This is a genomic window from Sphingomonas sp. NPDC079357 (genome assembly GCF_044901155.1).
GTDB lineage: Bacteria > Pseudomonadota > Alphaproteobacteria > Sphingomonadales > Sphingomonadaceae > Sphingomonas.
The window spans coordinates 402,715-418,101 of sequence record NZ_JBJDOM010000001.1 but is presented as its reverse complement, the minus strand read 5'-3'; the positions used below and the strand labels follow the sequence as shown (position 1 = coordinate 418,101).

The 15,387-nt window shown below is 70.4% G+C and carries 15 protein-coding genes; 5 read left to right on the top strand and 10 right to left on the bottom strand.

All coding sequences use genetic code 11. From position 1 onward, the window contains the following. Positions 1-15: 15 nt before the first annotated feature. Genes lexA through ACI2JO_RS01820 form a run of 6 tightly spaced genes read right to left on the bottom strand, consistent with a single transcriptional unit; the run spans position 16 to position 4,744 of the window. A complete protein-coding gene (lexA, locus tag ACI2JO_RS01845; protein WP_159757719.1) occupies positions 16-678 on the bottom strand; it encodes a transcriptional repressor LexA in 663 nt (220 codons plus the stop codon). Between the two features lie 58 nt (positions 679-736). Then, positions 737-1,912, bottom strand: a complete 1,176-nt coding sequence (locus ACI2JO_RS01840) for a molybdopterin molybdotransferase MoeA (RefSeq protein ID WP_404719050.1) — start codon at positions 1,910-1,912, stop codon at positions 737-739. After that, on the bottom strand, positions 1,909-2,379 hold the full coding sequence (gene moaC / locus ACI2JO_RS01835; protein ID WP_404719049.1) for a cyclic pyranopterin monophosphate synthase MoaC: 471 nt from the start codon (positions 2,377-2,379) through the stop codon (positions 1,909-1,911). Before moaC ends, ACI2JO_RS01840 begins: the two co-directional genes overlap by 4 nt. Further along, the gene (gene trpC / locus ACI2JO_RS01830) at positions 2,380-3,165 is read right to left on the bottom strand and encodes an indole-3-glycerol phosphate synthase TrpC (RefSeq protein WP_404719048.1); all 786 of its coding nucleotides are present in this window, start codon (positions 3,163-3,165) and stop codon (positions 2,380-2,382) included. After that, positions 3,162-4,157, bottom strand: coding sequence for an anthranilate phosphoribosyltransferase (trpD, locus tag ACI2JO_RS01825; RefSeq protein ID WP_404719047.1), 996 nt, complete (start codon positions 4,155-4,157; stop codon positions 3,162-3,164). The genes trpC and trpD overlap by 4 nt, the downstream gene beginning before the upstream one ends. Next, the gene (locus tag ACI2JO_RS01820; RefSeq protein WP_404719046.1) at positions 4,154-4,744 is read right to left on the bottom strand and encodes an anthranilate synthase component II; all 591 of its coding nucleotides are present in this window, start codon (positions 4,742-4,744) and stop codon (positions 4,154-4,156) included. Before ACI2JO_RS01820 ends, trpD begins: the two co-directional genes overlap by 4 nt. Positions 4,745-4,902: 158 nt before the next feature. Here ACI2JO_RS01820 and ACI2JO_RS01815 point away from each other — a divergent pair, with 158 nt between their 5' ends. Then, positions 4,903-5,340 carry a hypothetical protein gene (locus ACI2JO_RS01815; protein ID WP_404719045.1) on the top strand — a complete coding sequence of 146 codons (438 nt, stop codon included), beginning with the start codon at positions 4,903-4,905 and terminating at the stop codon, positions 5,338-5,340. Between the two features lie 33 nt (positions 5,341-5,373). On the opposite strand, the gene ACI2JO_RS01810 is transcribed toward ACI2JO_RS01815, so the two are convergent. Further along, positions 5,374-6,879, bottom strand: coding sequence for an anthranilate synthase component I family protein (locus ACI2JO_RS01810; protein WP_404719044.1), 1,506 nt, complete (start codon positions 6,877-6,879; stop codon positions 5,374-5,376). Next, a complete protein-coding gene (locus ACI2JO_RS01805) occupies positions 6,860-8,794 on the bottom strand; it encodes a peptidyl-prolyl cis-trans isomerase (RefSeq protein ID WP_404719043.1) in 1,935 nt (644 codons plus the stop codon). Before ACI2JO_RS01805 ends, ACI2JO_RS01810 begins: the two co-directional genes overlap by 20 nt. A gap of 108 nt (positions 8,795-8,902) precedes the next feature. Between ACI2JO_RS01805 and tpiA the strand changes: the two genes are divergently transcribed. Beyond that, on the top strand, positions 8,903-9,643 hold the full coding sequence (gene tpiA / locus ACI2JO_RS01800) for a triose-phosphate isomerase (RefSeq protein ID WP_404720307.1): 741 nt from the start codon (positions 8,903-8,905) through the stop codon (positions 9,641-9,643). A gap of 70 nt (positions 9,644-9,713) precedes the next feature. Here tpiA and ACI2JO_RS01795 read toward each other — a convergent pair whose 3' ends face one another. After that, complete coding sequence (locus tag ACI2JO_RS01795; protein WP_404719042.1) at positions 9,714-11,099, bottom strand: leucyl aminopeptidase family protein; 1,386 nt, start codon at positions 11,097-11,099, stop codon at positions 9,714-9,716. Positions 11,100-11,199: 100 nt separating this feature from the next. Between ACI2JO_RS01795 and trxB the strand changes: the two genes are divergently transcribed. Beyond that, positions 11,200-12,147, top strand: a complete 948-nt coding sequence (trxB, locus tag ACI2JO_RS01790) for a thioredoxin-disulfide reductase (protein ID WP_404719041.1) — start codon at positions 11,200-11,202, stop codon at positions 12,145-12,147. A gap of 161 nt (positions 12,148-12,308) precedes the next feature. Here trxB and ACI2JO_RS01785 read toward each other — a convergent pair whose 3' ends face one another. Further along, positions 12,309-12,551 (bottom strand): acyl carrier protein, encoded by a 243-nt coding sequence (locus tag ACI2JO_RS01785; RefSeq protein WP_404719040.1) that lies wholly within the window; start codon positions 12,549-12,551, stop codon positions 12,309-12,311. Between the two features lie 127 nt (positions 12,552-12,678). Between ACI2JO_RS01785 and ACI2JO_RS01780 the strand changes: the two genes are divergently transcribed. Both ACI2JO_RS01780 and ACI2JO_RS01775 read left to right on the top strand, forming a co-directional pair. Beyond that, a complete protein-coding gene (locus ACI2JO_RS01780; RefSeq protein WP_404719039.1) occupies positions 12,679-14,169 on the top strand; it encodes an acyl-CoA ligase (AMP-forming), exosortase A system-associated in 1,491 nt (496 codons plus the stop codon). Beyond that, positions 14,166-15,386, top strand: coding sequence for a pyridoxal-dependent decarboxylase, exosortase A system-associated (locus tag ACI2JO_RS01775; RefSeq protein ID WP_404719038.1), 1,221 nt, complete (start codon positions 14,166-14,168; stop codon positions 15,384-15,386). The genes ACI2JO_RS01780 and ACI2JO_RS01775 overlap by 4 nt, the downstream gene beginning before the upstream one ends. Position 15,387 lies beyond the last annotated feature (1 nt).

Below are 15,387 nucleotides of genomic sequence, written 5' to 3'. Positions count from 1 at the left end.
TGGCAGTGGCGCGCTTTACGAGTAGCGGCGGAGCAGGCCGGCGAGCTTGCCCTGTACGCGGACCTGCGCGGGGGCGTAGCGTTGCGGGTCGTAGGCGCGATTGGCGGGGTCTAGACGGATCATCGCGCCTTCGTGACGGAAGTATTTGAGCGTCGCCTCGCTGTCCTCGATCAGCGCCACCACGATCTCGCCGTCGCGCGCGACTTCCTGACGGCGGATCAGCGCATAGTCGCCGTCAAAGATGCCGGCCTCGACCATCGAGTCGCCCGCCACCTCGAGCGCAAAATGCTCGCCCGCCCCGAGCAGCGCCGCGGGCACCGGGAGCATCGTTGACCCCTCGAACGCCTCGATCGGCACACCGGCGGCGATCCGGCCGTGGAGCGGGATCTCGACCACGTCGTTGGCGGGTTCGGGCATGGTGCGCTTGACCGAGGGCGGCGCGGGGCGCTTCGCCTCCGGGCCACGCTCGGGCGCCTTGATGACCTCGAGCGCGCGGGCGCGGTTAGGGAGGCGGCGCAGATAGCCGCGCTCCTCGAGCGCGCTGATGAGGCGGTGGACTCCCGACTTGCTCTTCAGCTCCAGCGCGTCCTTCATCTCCTCGAACGAGGGCGAGACGCCCGTGTCGGCGAGGCGGTCCTCGATGAAGCAGATCAGCTCGTGCTGCTTGCGCGTCAGCATGTCCGGGCGCCTTCCTAGTGAACGGATTGCGAACCTTTATGGAACATAGCGCTGTCCGTCAAGCGATCATCAGGATTTCCGCCGAGTCGCCGGCGCGGGCCGCGGGGGCGTGTGGATCGCGCACGATCAGGCAGGTCGAGCGCGCCAGCGTGCGCAGCATCGAGCTGTCCTGGATGGTCGAGGCATAGGCGCGACCGTCGCGCAATTCGGCGCGCAGATAATCGGTCCGCTCGTTGTTGGCGGGGAGGTCCTCGCCGAGCAAGGCGCGGGAAACCGATGGGAATGGGTCCTTCGCGCCGCTGAGATGCGCGACGAGCGGGCGGACGAACAGCAAGGCGGTGACGAACGCCGACACCGGATTGCCGGGCAGCCCGACCACCGCCATGTCGCTGCGTCGCCCGGCGAGCATCGGCTTGCCCGGGCGCAGCGCAATTCGCCAGAAATCGAGCGTCGTGCCCGCCGCGAGCAGCGCCGGGCGGACAAGATCGTGGTCGCCGACCGAGGCGCCGCCGGTGGTGACGAGAACATCGGCGTTGACAGTGGCGAAGGCCTCGGTCAGCCGGTCGAGCCGGTCGGGGAGGATGCCGAGGTCGACGATCTCGACGCCGGTGCCCGCGAGCAAGGCGCGCAGCAGCAGGCGGTTTGATTCGGGGAGCGCGTCGCCGGAGGTGCCGGGTTCGACCAGTTCGTCGCCGGTCGCGGCGAGCGCGACGCGGACCGGGCGCGCGACCGCGATCCGCGCGACTCCGCCGGTCGCGGCGACCGCGAGCCGGGCGGGGGTAAGGCGCTGGCCTGGCTCGACGAGTGTGTCGCGTTCAGTGAAATCGAGACCCCGGCGGCGGACGTTGCGGCCGACATGCGCGGGGCCTTCGCCATCGAGCGTGAGCGTCTCGCCATCGCGGGCCGCTTCCTCCTGAACGAGCACGGTGTCTGCGCCAGACGGCATCGCTGCGCCGGTGAAGATGCGCACCGCCTCGCCAGCGCCGACCGTGCTGGCAAAGGGCGAACCCGCAGCGCTTTCGCCGATCACGCGGAACGGGCCGGGGAGGTCGGCGAAGCGCAGAGCGTAGCCGTCCATGGCCGATAGATCGCTCGATGGCTGGGTACGACGGGCAATGACGGGGGCGGTGGCCCAGCGGCCAAGCGCCTCATCGAGCGGCACCTCCACCGTTTCGACCGGGCGGCCAAGCGCGAGGACGCGCGCCTGCGCCTCGGCGACCGGAAGCAAGGTCACGGCGCGCGCCAGTCGCCGGAGCGGCCGCCGCGCTTTTCGAGCAGGCGAATGTGTTTGATCGTCATCGCCTTATCGATCGCCTTTGCCATGTCGTAGACGGTCAGCAGCGCGGTGGAGACGGCGGTCAGCGCCTCCATCTCGACCCCGGTCTTGCCGTCAGTCGCGACGGTCGCGGTGGCGGTGATGCCCTCTGTGACCGGTTCAAGATCGAGCGATACGCGCGTGATCGGGAGCGGGTGGCATAGCGGGATCAGGTCGCTGGTGCGCTTCGCGGCCATGATGCCGGCGACGCGGGCGACCGCAAGGACGTCGCCTTTCTTGACCGCGCCGTCGCGAATCGCGGTCAGCGCCGCGTCGGACATCGTGATCGTGCCGGTCGCGACCGCCTCGCGGCGGGTGACGGCCTTGTCGCCGACATCGACCATGTGCGCCGCGCCGTCGGCGTCGAGATGGGTAAGCGTCGTCACCTAGCCGACCATTGCGCGCGTGGCGGCGGCGACATCAGCGTGGCGCATCAGCGCCTCGCCGATGAGGAAGCAATGCACGTCGTGCGCGGCGAGTTCGTCGATGTCGGCGCGACTGGTCAGCCCGCTTTCGGCGACGAAGGTGCAGCCGGCGGGGGCGTGCGCGATCAGATCGTAGGTGAGGCGAAAGTCGACCGCGAAGGTGCGCAGGTCGCGGTTGTTGACGCCGATCAGGCGCGTCTTGAGCCGCGCGGCGCGTTCCATCTCCTCGGCGTCGTGGACCTCGACCAGCACGTCGAGCCCCTGTTCGATCGCGGCCGCCTCGCATTCGGCCATGCACGCGTCATCGATCGCGGCGGCGATCAGCAGGATCGCGTCGGCACCGATGCTGCGCGCCTCGACGACCTGCCACGGGTCGACGGTGAAATCCTTGCGGAGCACGGGGAGGTCGCAGGCCGCGCGCGCCGCGATCAGATAGTCCTCATGGCCTTGAAAATAGGGCGCGTCGGTGAGCACGGAGAGGCAGGTCGCCCCGCCTCCGGCATAAGCGCGCGCGTGCGCGGGCGGGTCGAAGTCGGCGCGGATCAGCCCCTTGGACGGGCTGGCCTTCTTGATTTCGGCGATCAGCGCGTGGCGGCCGGCGGCGACGGTCGCGTCGAGCGCGGCGCGGAAGCCACGTGGGACGCTCTGCGCGGCGGCGCGCGCGGTCAGGTCGGCGAGCGAGGTCGTGGCCTTGCGCGCGGCGACCTCGCTGCGCTTGGTCGCGCAAATGTCGGCGAGGATGGTCATGACCAGGCGATCCAGCGATCGAGGAGCGTGTTGGCGTGCCCGGCGTCGATCGCCTCCGCTGCCTGCGCCGCGGCGGCGGGCAGGTCGGTCTGGCGACCGGCGAGCACCAGCGCGGCGGCGGCGTTAAGCAGCACGGCGTCGCGATACGCGCCATGCTCACCGGTGAGCAGGCGGCGGAGCGCGGCGGCATTATAGGCCGGATCGCCGCCGCGGATTGCGATCGTCGGATGGCGCGCGACCCCGGCGTCTTCGGGAACGATCCGCGCCGGTAGCGGCACGTTGCCGACCGTGACGACGCGCGTCGGGCCGGCACCGGAGATTTCGTCGAGCCCTTCCTCGCCCGCGACCACCGCGGCGGCGTCGCTGCCAAGCTGCGCGAGCGCCTCGGCATAGATCGGGGCGTAATCGGGGCGCGCGATGCCGATCAGCTGGCGGGTGACATGCGCGGGATTGGCCAACGGTCCCATCAGGTTGAAGATCGTCCGCCGCCCGATCCGGCGGCGGATCGGGGTGATGCGGCGCATCGCCGGGTGATGATTGGCGGCGAACAGGAAGCAGATGCCGAGGTCACGCAGCGTCGCCTCGGCCTGTGCCCCGGCGCGCTCCATGTCGAGCCCGAGCATCTCGAGCGTGTCGGCCGCGCCCGCCTTTGACGAGGCGGCGCGGTTCCCGTGCTTGGCGACAGGCACGCCGCACGCCGCGACGACGAGGCTGACCGCGGTCGAGACGTTGAGCGTATGCTGGCCGTCGCCGCCGGTGCCGCAGACGTCGATCGCATCGGCGGGGGCGGCGATCGGGATCAGCCGCTGGCGCAGCGCGCGCGCGGCCTCGGCGATCTCGATGCTGGTTTCGCCGCGTTCCGCAAGGCGGATCAGGAAGTCGGCGACCGCTTCCTCGCTGGTGCGCGCGTCGAGGATGTCGGCGAACGCCTGCGCCGCCGACTCGCGCGCGAGCGGCGACGAAGGGTCGGGCAGCAACGCGACGCTCGTCACGCGGCGATCCGCCCCGCATGGTTGACGCCCGCGAGTCGCAGGAAATTGGCGATCAGCTCGTGGCCGTGCTCGGTCGCGATGCTCTCCGGGTGGAATTGCACGCCGTGGATCGGCAGTTCGCGATGACGCAGCCCCATCACTGACGCGTCCGCTGCGGTGCCGTTGACGACGAGGCCGTCGGGCACGTCGGTGACGATCAGCGAATGGTAGCGCGTCGCGGTGAACGGCGATGGAAGCCCGGCGAAGACGCCGGTGCCGTCATGTTCGACCGGGCAGGTCTTGCCGTGCATCAGCCCGCCGCGCACGACCTTGCCGCCGAAATGCTGGCCGATCGCCTGATGGCCGAGGCAGACGCCGAACAAGGGCCGGCGCGCCTCGGCACAGGCGGCGACGAGGTCAAGGCTGATGCCTGCCTCGTTGGGCGTGCACGGGCCGGGCGAGATCAGGATCGCCTGCGCGTCGCTCGCCAATGCCTCGGCGGCGGTGAGCGCATCGTTGCGGACCACGCGAACCTCTGCGCCCAGTTCCATGACGTAATGGACCAGGTTCCACGTAAAGCTGTCATAGTTGTCGATCACCAGGATCATGCGGTCCGCCATAGCCGATGCGCCGCCGACCGCAACCGCCGAGCGACGTCGGGCACGACAGGAATATTGCAACCGCGCAAAGATTCGTCATGGCGGGGCAAAGCGCGGAGCGGAGAAAAGCGCCGCCCTGCGCGTTCGCGGGACTGAGGAGAATAACGATGCGCCGTCCGATGATCGCCGTGCTGAGTGCGGCCATGCTGGTGCTGCCGACCGGGGCCGTGGCGCAGGTCCAGTCCGCGGGAGACACCGGGCGCGCGCCGCAACGTGTGCGCAGCGTGACGCTGGAGGGCGAAGAGAAATGCCCGGTGGCGCAGGGCGACGAAGTGGTGGTGTGCAGCCGCCTGAACCCCGACGAGCAATATCGCATTCCGAAGCCGCTGCGTGACAGTGCGGAGCCGGCGGCGAAGAATCAGGCGTGGACCAACCGCGTCGCGACCGCCGATCAGGTGAGTCGCGTGGCGGGCGGGCTGCCGGACACGTGTTCGCCGGTCGGGTCGGGCGGACAGACCGGCTGCGCGCTGATGATGAACCGCGCCTGGGCCGCCGAGCGCCGCGCGGCGGAGAAGAACGATTCGATGATCCCCGGCGGGCGGTGAGGAATTCGGGCCGATCTTGACGTAAAAGGCGCCCTACTGACCGAAGCCAGGCGCTGACGCCTGCCGCACCGCCTCCCGCGCGGCGGCGAGGAGCGCGCCGGCTTTGGCCTCGCATTCGCGCTGCTCATAGGCCGGGTCGCTGTCGGCGACGATGCCCGCGCCGGACTGGACGTGGATCGTGCCGTCCTTGACCACCGCGGTGCGTAGCACGATGCACGAATCCATCGACCCGTCGGGCGAGAAATAGCCGACACCGCCCGCGTAGGCGCCGCGTTTTTCTAATTCGAGTTCGGCGATGATCTGGCAGGCGCGGACCTTGGGTGCGCCGCTGACCGTGCCGGCGGGAAAGCCAGCGAACAGCGCGTCGATCGCGTCGTGCTCGGGGGCGAGCCGGCCGACGACGTTCGAAACGATGTGCATGACGTGGCTGTAGAATTCGATGCCGTAGCTGTCGGTGACCTGCACCGTCCCCGGTGAGGCGACGCGTCCGACGTCGTTGCGGCCGAGGTCGAGCAACATCAGATGCTCGGCGCGCTCCTTGGGATCGGCGAGCAGGCTGTCGCGATTGGCGGCGTCCTCCAGCGCGGTCTTCCCGCGCGGGCGGGTGCCGGCGATCGGGCGGATCGTCACCTCGCCATCGCGCGCGCGGACGAGGATTTCGGGGCTCGATCCCGTCAGCGCGAAGCCGGGCAGGTCGAGATGATAGAGGAACGGCGACGGGTTGATGCGGCGCAGTGCTCGGTACAGCTCGAACGCCGGAAGCGGGAAGGGCGCGGTGAAGCGCTGCGCGAGCACGACCTGAAAGATGTCGCCGGCCGCGATATAATCCTGCGCGCGCGCCACCATCTCGGCGTAGCGGCCCGGCGCGAGCACCGGAGCGAGCGCGATCTCGGTCGCGTCGGCGCGCGCGCGTGGCGGCAGCGCGGCGGCGGCGAGGCGTGCTTCGACCGCATCGAGGCGTTCCTCGGCGGCGGCGATCTGCTCGTCGGGTGCTTGCGATTCGTCGGGCCAGACCGGCGCGACGAGGAACAGCTCGTCGGCGAGCCGGTCGAACATCAGGATCACCGTAGGGCGCACGAACATCAAGTCGGGCAGGCCGAGCGCATCCTGTTCGGGCTGCGGCAGTTTCTCGACCAGCCCGATCGTCTCATAGCCGAAATAGCCGACGAGGCACGCCAGCGCGCGCGGCAGTTCGGGGGGCAGGTCCATGCGGATCGAGGCGACAAGGTCGCGCAGCGCCGCCAGCGTCGGCGCGGCGCACGGCGCGAAGGCGTCGCGATCCTCCAGCCAACGCGGGTTGATCTCAGCGGTGTTGCCCTTTGCGCGCAGCACGAGGTCGGGGGCGAGCCCGATCATCGAGTGGCGACCACGTACCGCGCCGCCCTCAACCGATTCGAGCAGGAAATCGCCGCGGCCGGGCTCAATCAGCTTGAGCGCGGCGGCGACCGGCGTCTCGGTGTCGGCGATCCGCCGCCGCCAGACCAGCGCGGGGCGACCGGCGGCGAGCGCCGCCGCGGCGTCACTGGTTGGCGTCGCCACCGAGCAGGTCCTTCTTCAGCGTGGCGATGGCGTCGGGATAGCGCTTGGCTCCCTGCGCGGCGGCGACGGCATTGGCGAACTGCTGCGCATATTCGCCACCGATCGAGCGACCGAGATCGGCGCGGGTCGCCTGGATCGCCGCCGGCTGTTTGCTGGCGTCACCCGGCACGATCTGCTCGACGCGCAGCACCAGCCAGCCGCGGCCGTCGGGGGCCTGGATCGCGCGGGCGCTGCCCTGCTTCATCCCGAACATCATCGCCAGCACCGGATTCACCTGCCCCTGATTGGCGGTGATCTGCGCGCGGGTCGCCTCGACGCGCTCGACCGGTGCCTTGACGCCGGCCTGCGCGACCGCGGCGGCGAGCGGGGTGCCAGCGTTGACCTTCGCGACGATCGCGTTGGCGGCGGCCTGCGCGGCGCGGCGCGCGCGGTCGGCGGTGAGGTCGGCGACGACCTTGGCGCGCGCCTGCGCGAGCGGGATCGGCGTGGCGGGGACGATGCGGTCGAGCGCGGCGATCGCGAAGCCGCCGTCCTGCCCGATGCCGACCGTCGTCGGGGTGTCGCCGTCCTCGGCGGCGAAGCCGGCGGCGATCACCGGGGCAAGCGTCGCGTCGGGCTGCGCCTGCGGCTGATCGGGGTTGATGCCGCTCGACAGCACCGCCGGGGTGGCCAGGACAGTGAGCTTCTGGTCTCGCGCGACCTCGGCGATATTGGCGTTGTCGGCCAGCGCATCCTCGACCGCGTCGCGGATCTTGCCGATCGCGTCGTTCGCCTTCTGCTTGGTGAGCGCGGCGACGATCTCCGGGCGGGCCTGCGCCAGCGTCTTGCCGGGATCCTGCGTCACCTTCTCGACACGCGCGACGACGAAGCCGATCGAACCGCGCACCGGACCGACGACATTGCCCTGCGAGGCGGCGAACAGCGCCGCGGCGACCGATGGCGAGGTCTGGCTAGCGAGCGCGGATTGCTCGACCGCGGTGATCGTGCGCGCCTCCAGCCCGGCGGCGCGCGCGGCGGCGGCGAGCGGGGTGCCGCCCTTGACCTTTGCGGCGAGCGCCTGCGCCGCCTTCTGATCGAGGACGGTCGCCAGCGTCACGTCGCGGAGCGGCTTGGGGGCGTATTTCGCCTTGTCGGCGTCATAGGCCTTTTGGATCTCGGCGTCGCTGGGCACCGCCTGCGCCGCAACCTGCTGCGGCGTGACGAGCGCGTAGCGTATCACGCGGCGCTCGGGCGTGGTGTAGCGCGCGACGTTGCGCTTGTACCAGTCCTGCACCTCGGCGTCGGTCGGCGCGGGGCCGGACACGCTGGCCGGGATCAGCGCGGCCTGACCGGCGCGGCGCTCGAGCAGCAGCGAAGCGTAGCGGAGCGCGAGCTGCTGCGGCACCTGGCTGGCCCCGACCGTTGGCACGATCAGGAACTGCGCCATCGTCTCGCGCGCGATCTCGCGCTGGACCTGCGCGTCGGTCATGCCGCGCTGTGCGATCAGGCGCAGGTACGCCTGCTGGTCGAACTGGCCCGTCGCGCCCGCGAAGGCCGGGATCGCCTTCAGCTCGCTGCCGATCAGCGCGCGGCTGACGCGCATCCCCTGTTCCTCACCGAACGTCTCCAGCGCGAGGCCGGTCAGCGACCGGGTGATGAGGCTCTCCACGCCGCCGGCGCGGACGAAGGTCGCCATATCGAGGTCGGGCTGCTGCTGGCGCGCGCTGCGAATTTCGTCCTGCGCGCGGCGACGGATGTCATCCGCGGTGACCTTTTCGCCGTCGACCGCCGCCAGCGGGTGGCCGAGGATGCCCCCGCCGCTCGCCAGACCGGTGACGTCACCGGCCGCGAACGCCAGCGCGATCACGATCAGGATGCCGAAGGTGACGATCATGCCGACCTTCGAATGGATGATGCCGCGGAGGAAGCTGAGCATGGAAGAGGCAGACCGGGACAGGAGTGAAGCTCGCCGCTTTAGGCACAGGTCCGGCTGGCATCAAGCCGCGCGGTCGTATAACAGGTTTAACACGGCCTTGGGAGAATGATGGTGCGGCGCAAGCTGGTGGCGGGCAACTGGAAGATGAACGGCGATCTGGCGTTGCTGGCGGAGCTGGATGCGGTGGCGGCGGTGGCGGCGGCGCACCCCGATGTCGATGTCGCGGTGGCGGTGCCGGCGACGTTGATCGCACCCGCGGCGACCCGCGTGCCGGGGCTGGCGATCGGCGCGGAGGACGTCCACGAGGCAGACAGCGGTGCGTTCACCGGCTGCATCTCGGCGGCGATGGTGCGCGAGGCGGGGGCGACGTTCACGATCGTCGGCCATTCGGAGCGCCGCGAATATCAGAACGAAACCAGCCAGGACGCCTGGGCGAAGGCGGCGGCGGCGCGGCGGCAGGGCTTGTCGGTGATCCTGTGTTGCGGCGAGACGGGCGCGGAGCGCGACGCCGGACGCGCCGAGCGGGTCGTACAGGCGCAGATCGAGAAGTCGCTGCCGGAGAAGGCGCATGGTGACTGGCTGACGCTGGCCTATGAGCCGCGCTGGGCGATCGGGAGCGGGCGGACGCCGACGCTGGAGGAGATCGCCGCGATCCACGCGATCGCGCGCGCGAAGATGCGGCAGCTGATCGGCGAGGCCGCGGACGGGGTACGGATCCTGTATGGCGGGTCGGTGACCGGCGACAATGCGCGCGCGATCATGGCGGTGGCGGATGTCGACGGCGCGCTGGTCGGAGGGGCGAGTTTGTCGGCGGCGAAGTTCGTGCCGATTATCGAGGCGGCGGATTGAGGGTGCTGGCAGCCGGATAAGGTGCCGTCGCCCCTGCCGGCGCAGGGGTGACGGGGTTGGGGGCCACTCGTCAGCCGTAGCGCTTTTTCAGCAGCGCCCATGTCGCGCGCAGGCCGTAGGCCTCTCCACCCTTCGGACGACCCGGGCGTGGTGACGGTCGCCACGCGAACGTGTCGAGATGCGCCCACGGCACGCTAACGGGCACGAAGCGGCGGAGGAACAGCGCCGCGGTGATCGCGCCCGCGAAGCCGCCGTCGGGGGCGTTGACCAGGTCGGCCACGTCCGACTTGAGCATATCGTCGTAGCCGTCCCACAACGGCAGCCGCCACAGCGGATCGTGGACCCCCGTACCCGCAGCGAGCAGCTCGGCCGCCAGCGTTTCGTCCTGCACGAAGGTGGCGGGCAGATCGGGGCCGAGCGCGACGCGCGCCGCGCCGGTCAGCGTCGCGAAGTCGATCAGCAGGTCGGGCGCGCCCTCGACCGCCTTGGTCAGCGCGTCGCCCAGGATCAGCCGGCCCTCGGCGTCGGTGTTGGTGTTCTCGACGGTCAGCCCCTTGCGCGTCGTCAGCACGTCTCCGGGGCGGAAGGCGTTGCCGGCGATGGCGTTTTCCACCGCGGGGATCAGCAGGTGGAGCCGCACCTTGAGCCGCGCTTGCATCATCAGCGCGGCGAGCGCGAGCGCGTGCGCGGCGCCGCCCATATCCTTCTTCATGAGGCGCATGCCCACCGACGGTTTGATGTCCAGCCCGCCCGAATCGAAGCAAACGCCCTTGCCGACCAGCGCGACGCGGGGCGCGGCGGGGTCGCCCCATTCGAGTTCGATCAGGCGCGGCGCACGGTCCTTGCTCGCCGCCTGACCGACCGCGTGGATCATCGGATAGCCGGCGGCGAGCGCGTCGCCGCGGGTCACGGTGACGGTCGCGCCATGCTGCGCGGCGAGCGTGTCGGCTTCCGCCTCCAGCTCGGCCGGGCCGAGATCGCTGGCGCCGGTGTCGACCAGATCGCGGACGCGCGCAGTGGCGGCGGCGAGGCGGACGGTTTCCTCGATCGTCGCGACATCGGGGGTGAGCAGCACACGCAGCGCGGCGGGTTCGACCTTGCGGTAACGGGTGAAGCGATGCTGCGCGAGCAGCCAGCCGAGGCCTGCCGCGCCGGTCGCGCCGCCGTCGGCCAGCCGGTACGTGCCTTCGGGCAGCGTGTCGGCGAGCGAAGCGATCCGCCACGGCGAGTCGAGCGCTTCGTCGCAGACGAGCAGCATCGCCCAGTCGTCCGGTGCCTCGCCGGGCAGGATCGCGCGGTTGCCGGCGCGGCCGGTGACCTTGTTGGCAGCGATGGCGGTGCGGATGCGCACCGGCTGCCCGGCCAGCCAGTCGGCGAAATGGTCGGGGTGGACGATGTGGATGTCGCGGGCGGGCTGGCCGCGATCGGGCTGGAGCAGGGCGGTAAAGTCGGTCATCGTGGGACCAAAGCAGGACTTGGCGCGGGGTGCAACGCGCGCGGTTCCCTTGCGCGACGCGCCATCCTACATCGCGCGCATGACGACACATTCGACTCGCATGTTGATCCTGGGCTCGGGCCCGGCCGGACTGTCCGCCGCGATCTACGGTGCGCGCGCCGGGATGGCGCCGATCGTGGTGCAGGGCATCCAGCCCGGCGGCCAGCTGACCACCACCACCGACGTGGAGAATTATCCCGGCTTTAAGGAGGTGATCCAGGGGCCGTGGCTGATGGAGCAGATGCAGCAGCAGGCCGAGCATGTCGGCACACGGCTGATGTGGGACACGATCGTCGAGGTCGACCTGACGTCGCGCCCGTTCCGGCTGATCGGCGACGGCGGCGACGTGTACGAGGGCGAGGTGCTGGTGATCGCGACCGGCGCGCAGGCCAAATGGCTGGGGCTTGACAGCGAGGACGCGATGAAGGGCAAGGGCGTCAGCGCATGCGCGACGTGCGACGGCTTCTTCTATCGCGGCAAGAAGGTGGCGGTGATCGGCGGCGGCAATACCGCAGTCGAGGAGGCGCTTTACCTGACCAATCACAGCGATGACGTCACGCTGATCCATCGCCGCGACACATTGCGCGCCGAGCGGATCCTGCAGGAGCGGCTGTTCGCGCATCCGGGCATCAAGGTGCTGTGGAACAAGGAAGTTCGCGAGTTCGTCGATGGCGGCGGCACTGCCGGGCTGGTCGCGCTCGAGCTGGAGGACACCGTCAGCGGCGAGCATTCGCGGATCGATGTCGAGGGCGGGTTCGTGGCGATCGGCCACCACCCGGCGACCGAGCTGTTCCGCGGGCATCTCGCGCTCGACGAGGACGGCTATATCGCGGTCGAGACCGGCTCGACCCGCACCAGCGTGCCGGGCGTGTTTGCGTGCGGCGACGTGATGGACAAGGTGTATCGCCAGGCAGTAACCGCGGCGGGGACCGGGTGCATGGCGGCGCTGGACGCCGAGCGGTTCCTTGCAGCGGCGGAGTTCGAGGCGGTCAAGGAAGCGGCGGAGTAATTGAAGCAATTGCCTCGGCTTAGGCTGGGGCGACGGAGGATAGGTGTTCCTGTCTTCGTCATTCCCGCGACGGCGGGACTCCAGATGCGCAGGTCTTTGAAAGGGCTGCGAACGTCAGAGATTCTGGATCCCCGCCTTCGCGGGGATGACAGCTTTTGATTTTAGACCAGCGCCTTGCCCGCCACGAAGGTCACCAGCGCGCCGAATGTCTCGAGCATTTCGCCGTCGACCTCGTCATCCTCGATGACGATGCCGAGCCGGTCCTCAAGCTCGGTAAGCACGCCTGCCACCGCCATCGAATCGAGTTCGGGCAGCGCGCCGAACAGCGGCGTGGCGGCGTGGAAGGCGGCGACGCGTTCCGGGGCCAGCGCCAGCACGTCGACCAGCACCGCGCGCACGGTCATCTCGATTTCGCTCGTGCCTTCGGGAATCACGCAACCTCCACCTTCGCCGCATCGGTCCGGCGGCAAGTCGGCGCCGCGTTAGGCGCAAGGGGTGGATTCCGCAACGCCTGAGCCTAGATGCCGAACCATGGATGTTCTGCCGCGCCCGATCGACCATGTGCTGCTCGGCGAGCCGCACGCGCCCGCGCTGATCGATCGGGCGGGGATGGTCGAATATGCCGCCGCCGAGGATGCGGTGGCGCGGCTGGCGGGATGGCTGGCGACGCTGGGGCTTCCAGCCGGCGCGCGCGTCGCGACGTGGCTGCCGAAGACGCGGGTGGCGTGCTGGATGCCACTGGCAGCGGCGCGCGCCGGGCTGGTGCATGTGCCGGTCAATCCGGTGCTGCGGCGCGCGCAGGTCGCGCATATCCTGGCCGACAGCGGCGCGGCGCTGCTGCTGACTCAGGATGCGCGCGCAGTGACGCTGGAGGCGGGTGACGTGCCGGACGCTTGCCGGGTCGCGACCGAGGCGGGGGCGGGGGATGCCTTGCCGCGCTCGGACGCCGATCCTGATGCCTTGGTGGCGCTGCTCTATACCTCCGGCTCGACCGGGCGGCCGAAGGGGGTGATGCTCAGCCACGCCAATCTGTGGCTGGGGGCGATAGGGGTGGCGCACTATCTGGCGATCATGCCCGACGATCGTGTTCTCTCGGTGCTGCCGCTGGGGTTCGATTATGGGCAGAACCAGTTGCTCTCGACATGGGCGGCGGGAGCGTGCGTCGCGCCGCTCGATTATCTGACGCCGCGCGATGTCGTAAAGGCGGTCGCGCGGGTCGGCGCCACGACGCTGGCGGGGGTGCCGCCGCTGTGGACGCAGCTTCTGGAAAGCGAGTGGCCCGACGATGTCGCGGGGCAGTTGCGGCGGCTGACCAATTCGGGTGGGGCGCTAACGCCGACGATGGTGCGAGCGCTGCGGGCGCGGTTCCCGGCGGCGCGACTGTTTCCCATGTACGGGCTGACCGAGGCGTTTCGCTCGACATATCTCGATCCCGCGTTGGTCGATGCGCATCCCGATTCGATCGGGCGCGCGGTGCCGTTTGCGGAGGTGCTGGTGGTGCGGGCTGACGGGATGCTCGCGGCGGCGGGGGAGCCGGGCGAGTTGGTCCATGCCGGGCCGCTGGTCGCGCACGGCTATTGGCGTGATGCCGAGCGGACCGCGCTGCGCTTCCGGCAGGCGCCGGCGGGGTCGCATTATGGCGGGACAGCGGTTTGGTCGGGCGACACCGTCGTGGCGGATGCCGACGGGCTGTTGCGGTTCGTCGGGCGCGACGACGAGATGATCAAGAGCGCCGGCCATCGCATCAGCCCGCAGGAGATCGAGGAAGCCGTGACCGCCGGTGCGGAAACCGCCGAGGCGGTGGCGGTCGGCGTGGCGGACGCGCGGCTTGGGCAGGCGATCGTGCTGGTCGCGCGTGGCGATGCGGCGGCGGAGGCGACGTTGCGCGAGCGGCTGAAGCGCGAGCTGCCTGCTTACATGCAACCGCTGCGGATCGACTGGCGCGCCGAACTGCCGCGCAACGCCAATGGCAAGCTGGATCGCGCGGCGATTGCGGCTTCGGTGAAGGAATTGGGTGCATGAAGCCGATCGGGCCAATTCCGCCGGCCTTTGCCGCGCAGTCCGGTGTGCTGACGATCGGCGGGCAGGACGCGACGGCGCTAGTTGCGGCGCATGGCTCCCCGCTGTTCGTCTACGACGCGGCGCTGGTCGCGGCGCAGGTGGCGCGGTTTCGCGCAGCGATGCCGGCGGGCATCGACCTGCATTATGCGATCAAGGCCAATCCCTTGCCGGCGTTGCTGGCGCGGATCGCGCCGCTGGTCGACGGGCTGGACGTCGCCTCGGCGGGAGAATTAACGCGCGCGCTGGCGGTGAAGCCGGGCGCGGCGATCAGCTTCGCGGGGCCGGGCAAGCGCGACGACGAACTGGCGGCGGCGATCGCAGCGGAGGCGACGATCAACCTCGAATCGGCGGGCGAGGCGCGGCGCGCGCTGGCGGCGGGCGAGCGGCTGGGGATCGTGCCGCGGCTGGCGGTGCGGGTGAACCCCGATCTGGAATTGCGCGGGTCGGGCATGAAGATGGGCGGGCGTGCCTCGCCGTTCGGAATCGACGCCGAGCACGCCGCTTCAGTGGTGAGCGAGCTGATCGCGGCGGGAGCGGACTGGCGCGGTTTCCACATCTTCGCGGGCTCGCAGGCGCTGGACGCCGCGGCGGTGATCGAAACGCAGGCGGCGACACTGGCGCTCGCCGCGCGGCTGGCGGAGGAGGCGGGGGCGGTCCCGCCGCTGGTCAATCTCGGCGGCGGATTCGGAGTAGCCTATTTCGCAGGCGACGTTGCGCTGGATGTCGCGGCGGTCGGGGCGGCGCTGGACGAGGCGCTGGCGGCGCGCGGCGAGGTGCTGCGCGACAGCCGGTTTGCAATTGAGCTAGGGCGCTGGCTGGTCGCGGAAGCGGGCGTGTATCTGACGCGGGTCGTCGACGTGAAGCAGAGTCGGGGCGAGACGTTCGTCGTGGTCGACGGCGGGCTCCACCACCAACTGGCGGCAAGCGGGAATTTCGGCACGGTGGTGCGGCGCAACTATCCGCTCGCGGTTGCGGCGCGCATCGGGGCGGCGGCGGATAGCGAGGTATCGGTGGTCGGCTGCCTGTGCACGCCGCTCGATCGGCTCGGCGATCGGGTGGCGCTGGCGTCGGTCGACGAGGGTGAGGTGATCGTGATCTTTCTTGCCGGGGCTTACGGCGCGACGGCGAGTCCGGCGGCGTTCCTCGGACATCCGGCGCCGCGCGAGATCGTGGTGTGAG

What these genes read in the sequence shown, in the direction of transcription:
- ACI2JO_RS01785 (WP_404719040.1), bottom strand. Translation starts at nt 12,551, where the DNA reads ATGACCGTGCGCGCGGTGCTGGTCGACGTGCTGGCGCTGGCCCCGGAA.
- ACI2JO_RS01820 (WP_404719046.1), bottom strand. Translation starts at nt 4,744, where the DNA reads ATGATCCTGGTGATCGACAACTATGACAGCTTTACGTGGAACCTGGTC.
- trxB (WP_404719041.1), top strand. Translation starts at nt 11,200, where the DNA reads ATGTTGATCCTGGGCTCGGGCCCGGCCGGACTGTCCGCCGCGATCTAC.
- ACI2JO_RS01775 (WP_404719038.1), top strand. Translation starts at nt 14,166, where the DNA reads ATGAAGCCGATCGGGCCAATTCCGCCGGCCTTTGCCGCGCAGTCCGGT.
- lexA (WP_159757719.1), bottom strand. Translation starts at nt 678, where the DNA reads ATGCTGACGCGCAAGCAGCACGAGCTGATCTGCTTCATCGAGGACCGC.
- ACI2JO_RS01795 (WP_404719042.1), bottom strand. Translation starts at nt 11,099, where the DNA reads ATGACCGACTTTACCGCCCTGCTCCAGCCCGATCGCGGCCAGCCCGCC.
- ACI2JO_RS01780 (WP_404719039.1), top strand. Translation starts at nt 12,679, where the DNA reads ATGGATGTTCTGCCGCGCCCGATCGACCATGTGCTGCTCGGCGAGCCG.
- ACI2JO_RS01805 (WP_404719043.1), bottom strand. Translation starts at nt 8,794, where the DNA reads ATGCTCAGCTTCCTCCGCGGCATCATCCATTCGAAGGTCGGCATGATC.
- ACI2JO_RS01815 (WP_404719045.1), top strand. Translation starts at nt 4,903, where the DNA reads ATGCGCCGTCCGATGATCGCCGTGCTGAGTGCGGCCATGCTGGTGCTG.
- tpiA (WP_404720307.1), top strand. Translation starts at nt 8,903, where the DNA reads ATGGTGCGGCGCAAGCTGGTGGCGGGCAACTGGAAGATGAACGGCGAT.
- trpC (WP_404719048.1), bottom strand. Translation starts at nt 3,165, where the DNA reads ATGACCATCCTCGCCGACATTTGCGCGACCAAGCGCAGCGAGGTCGCC.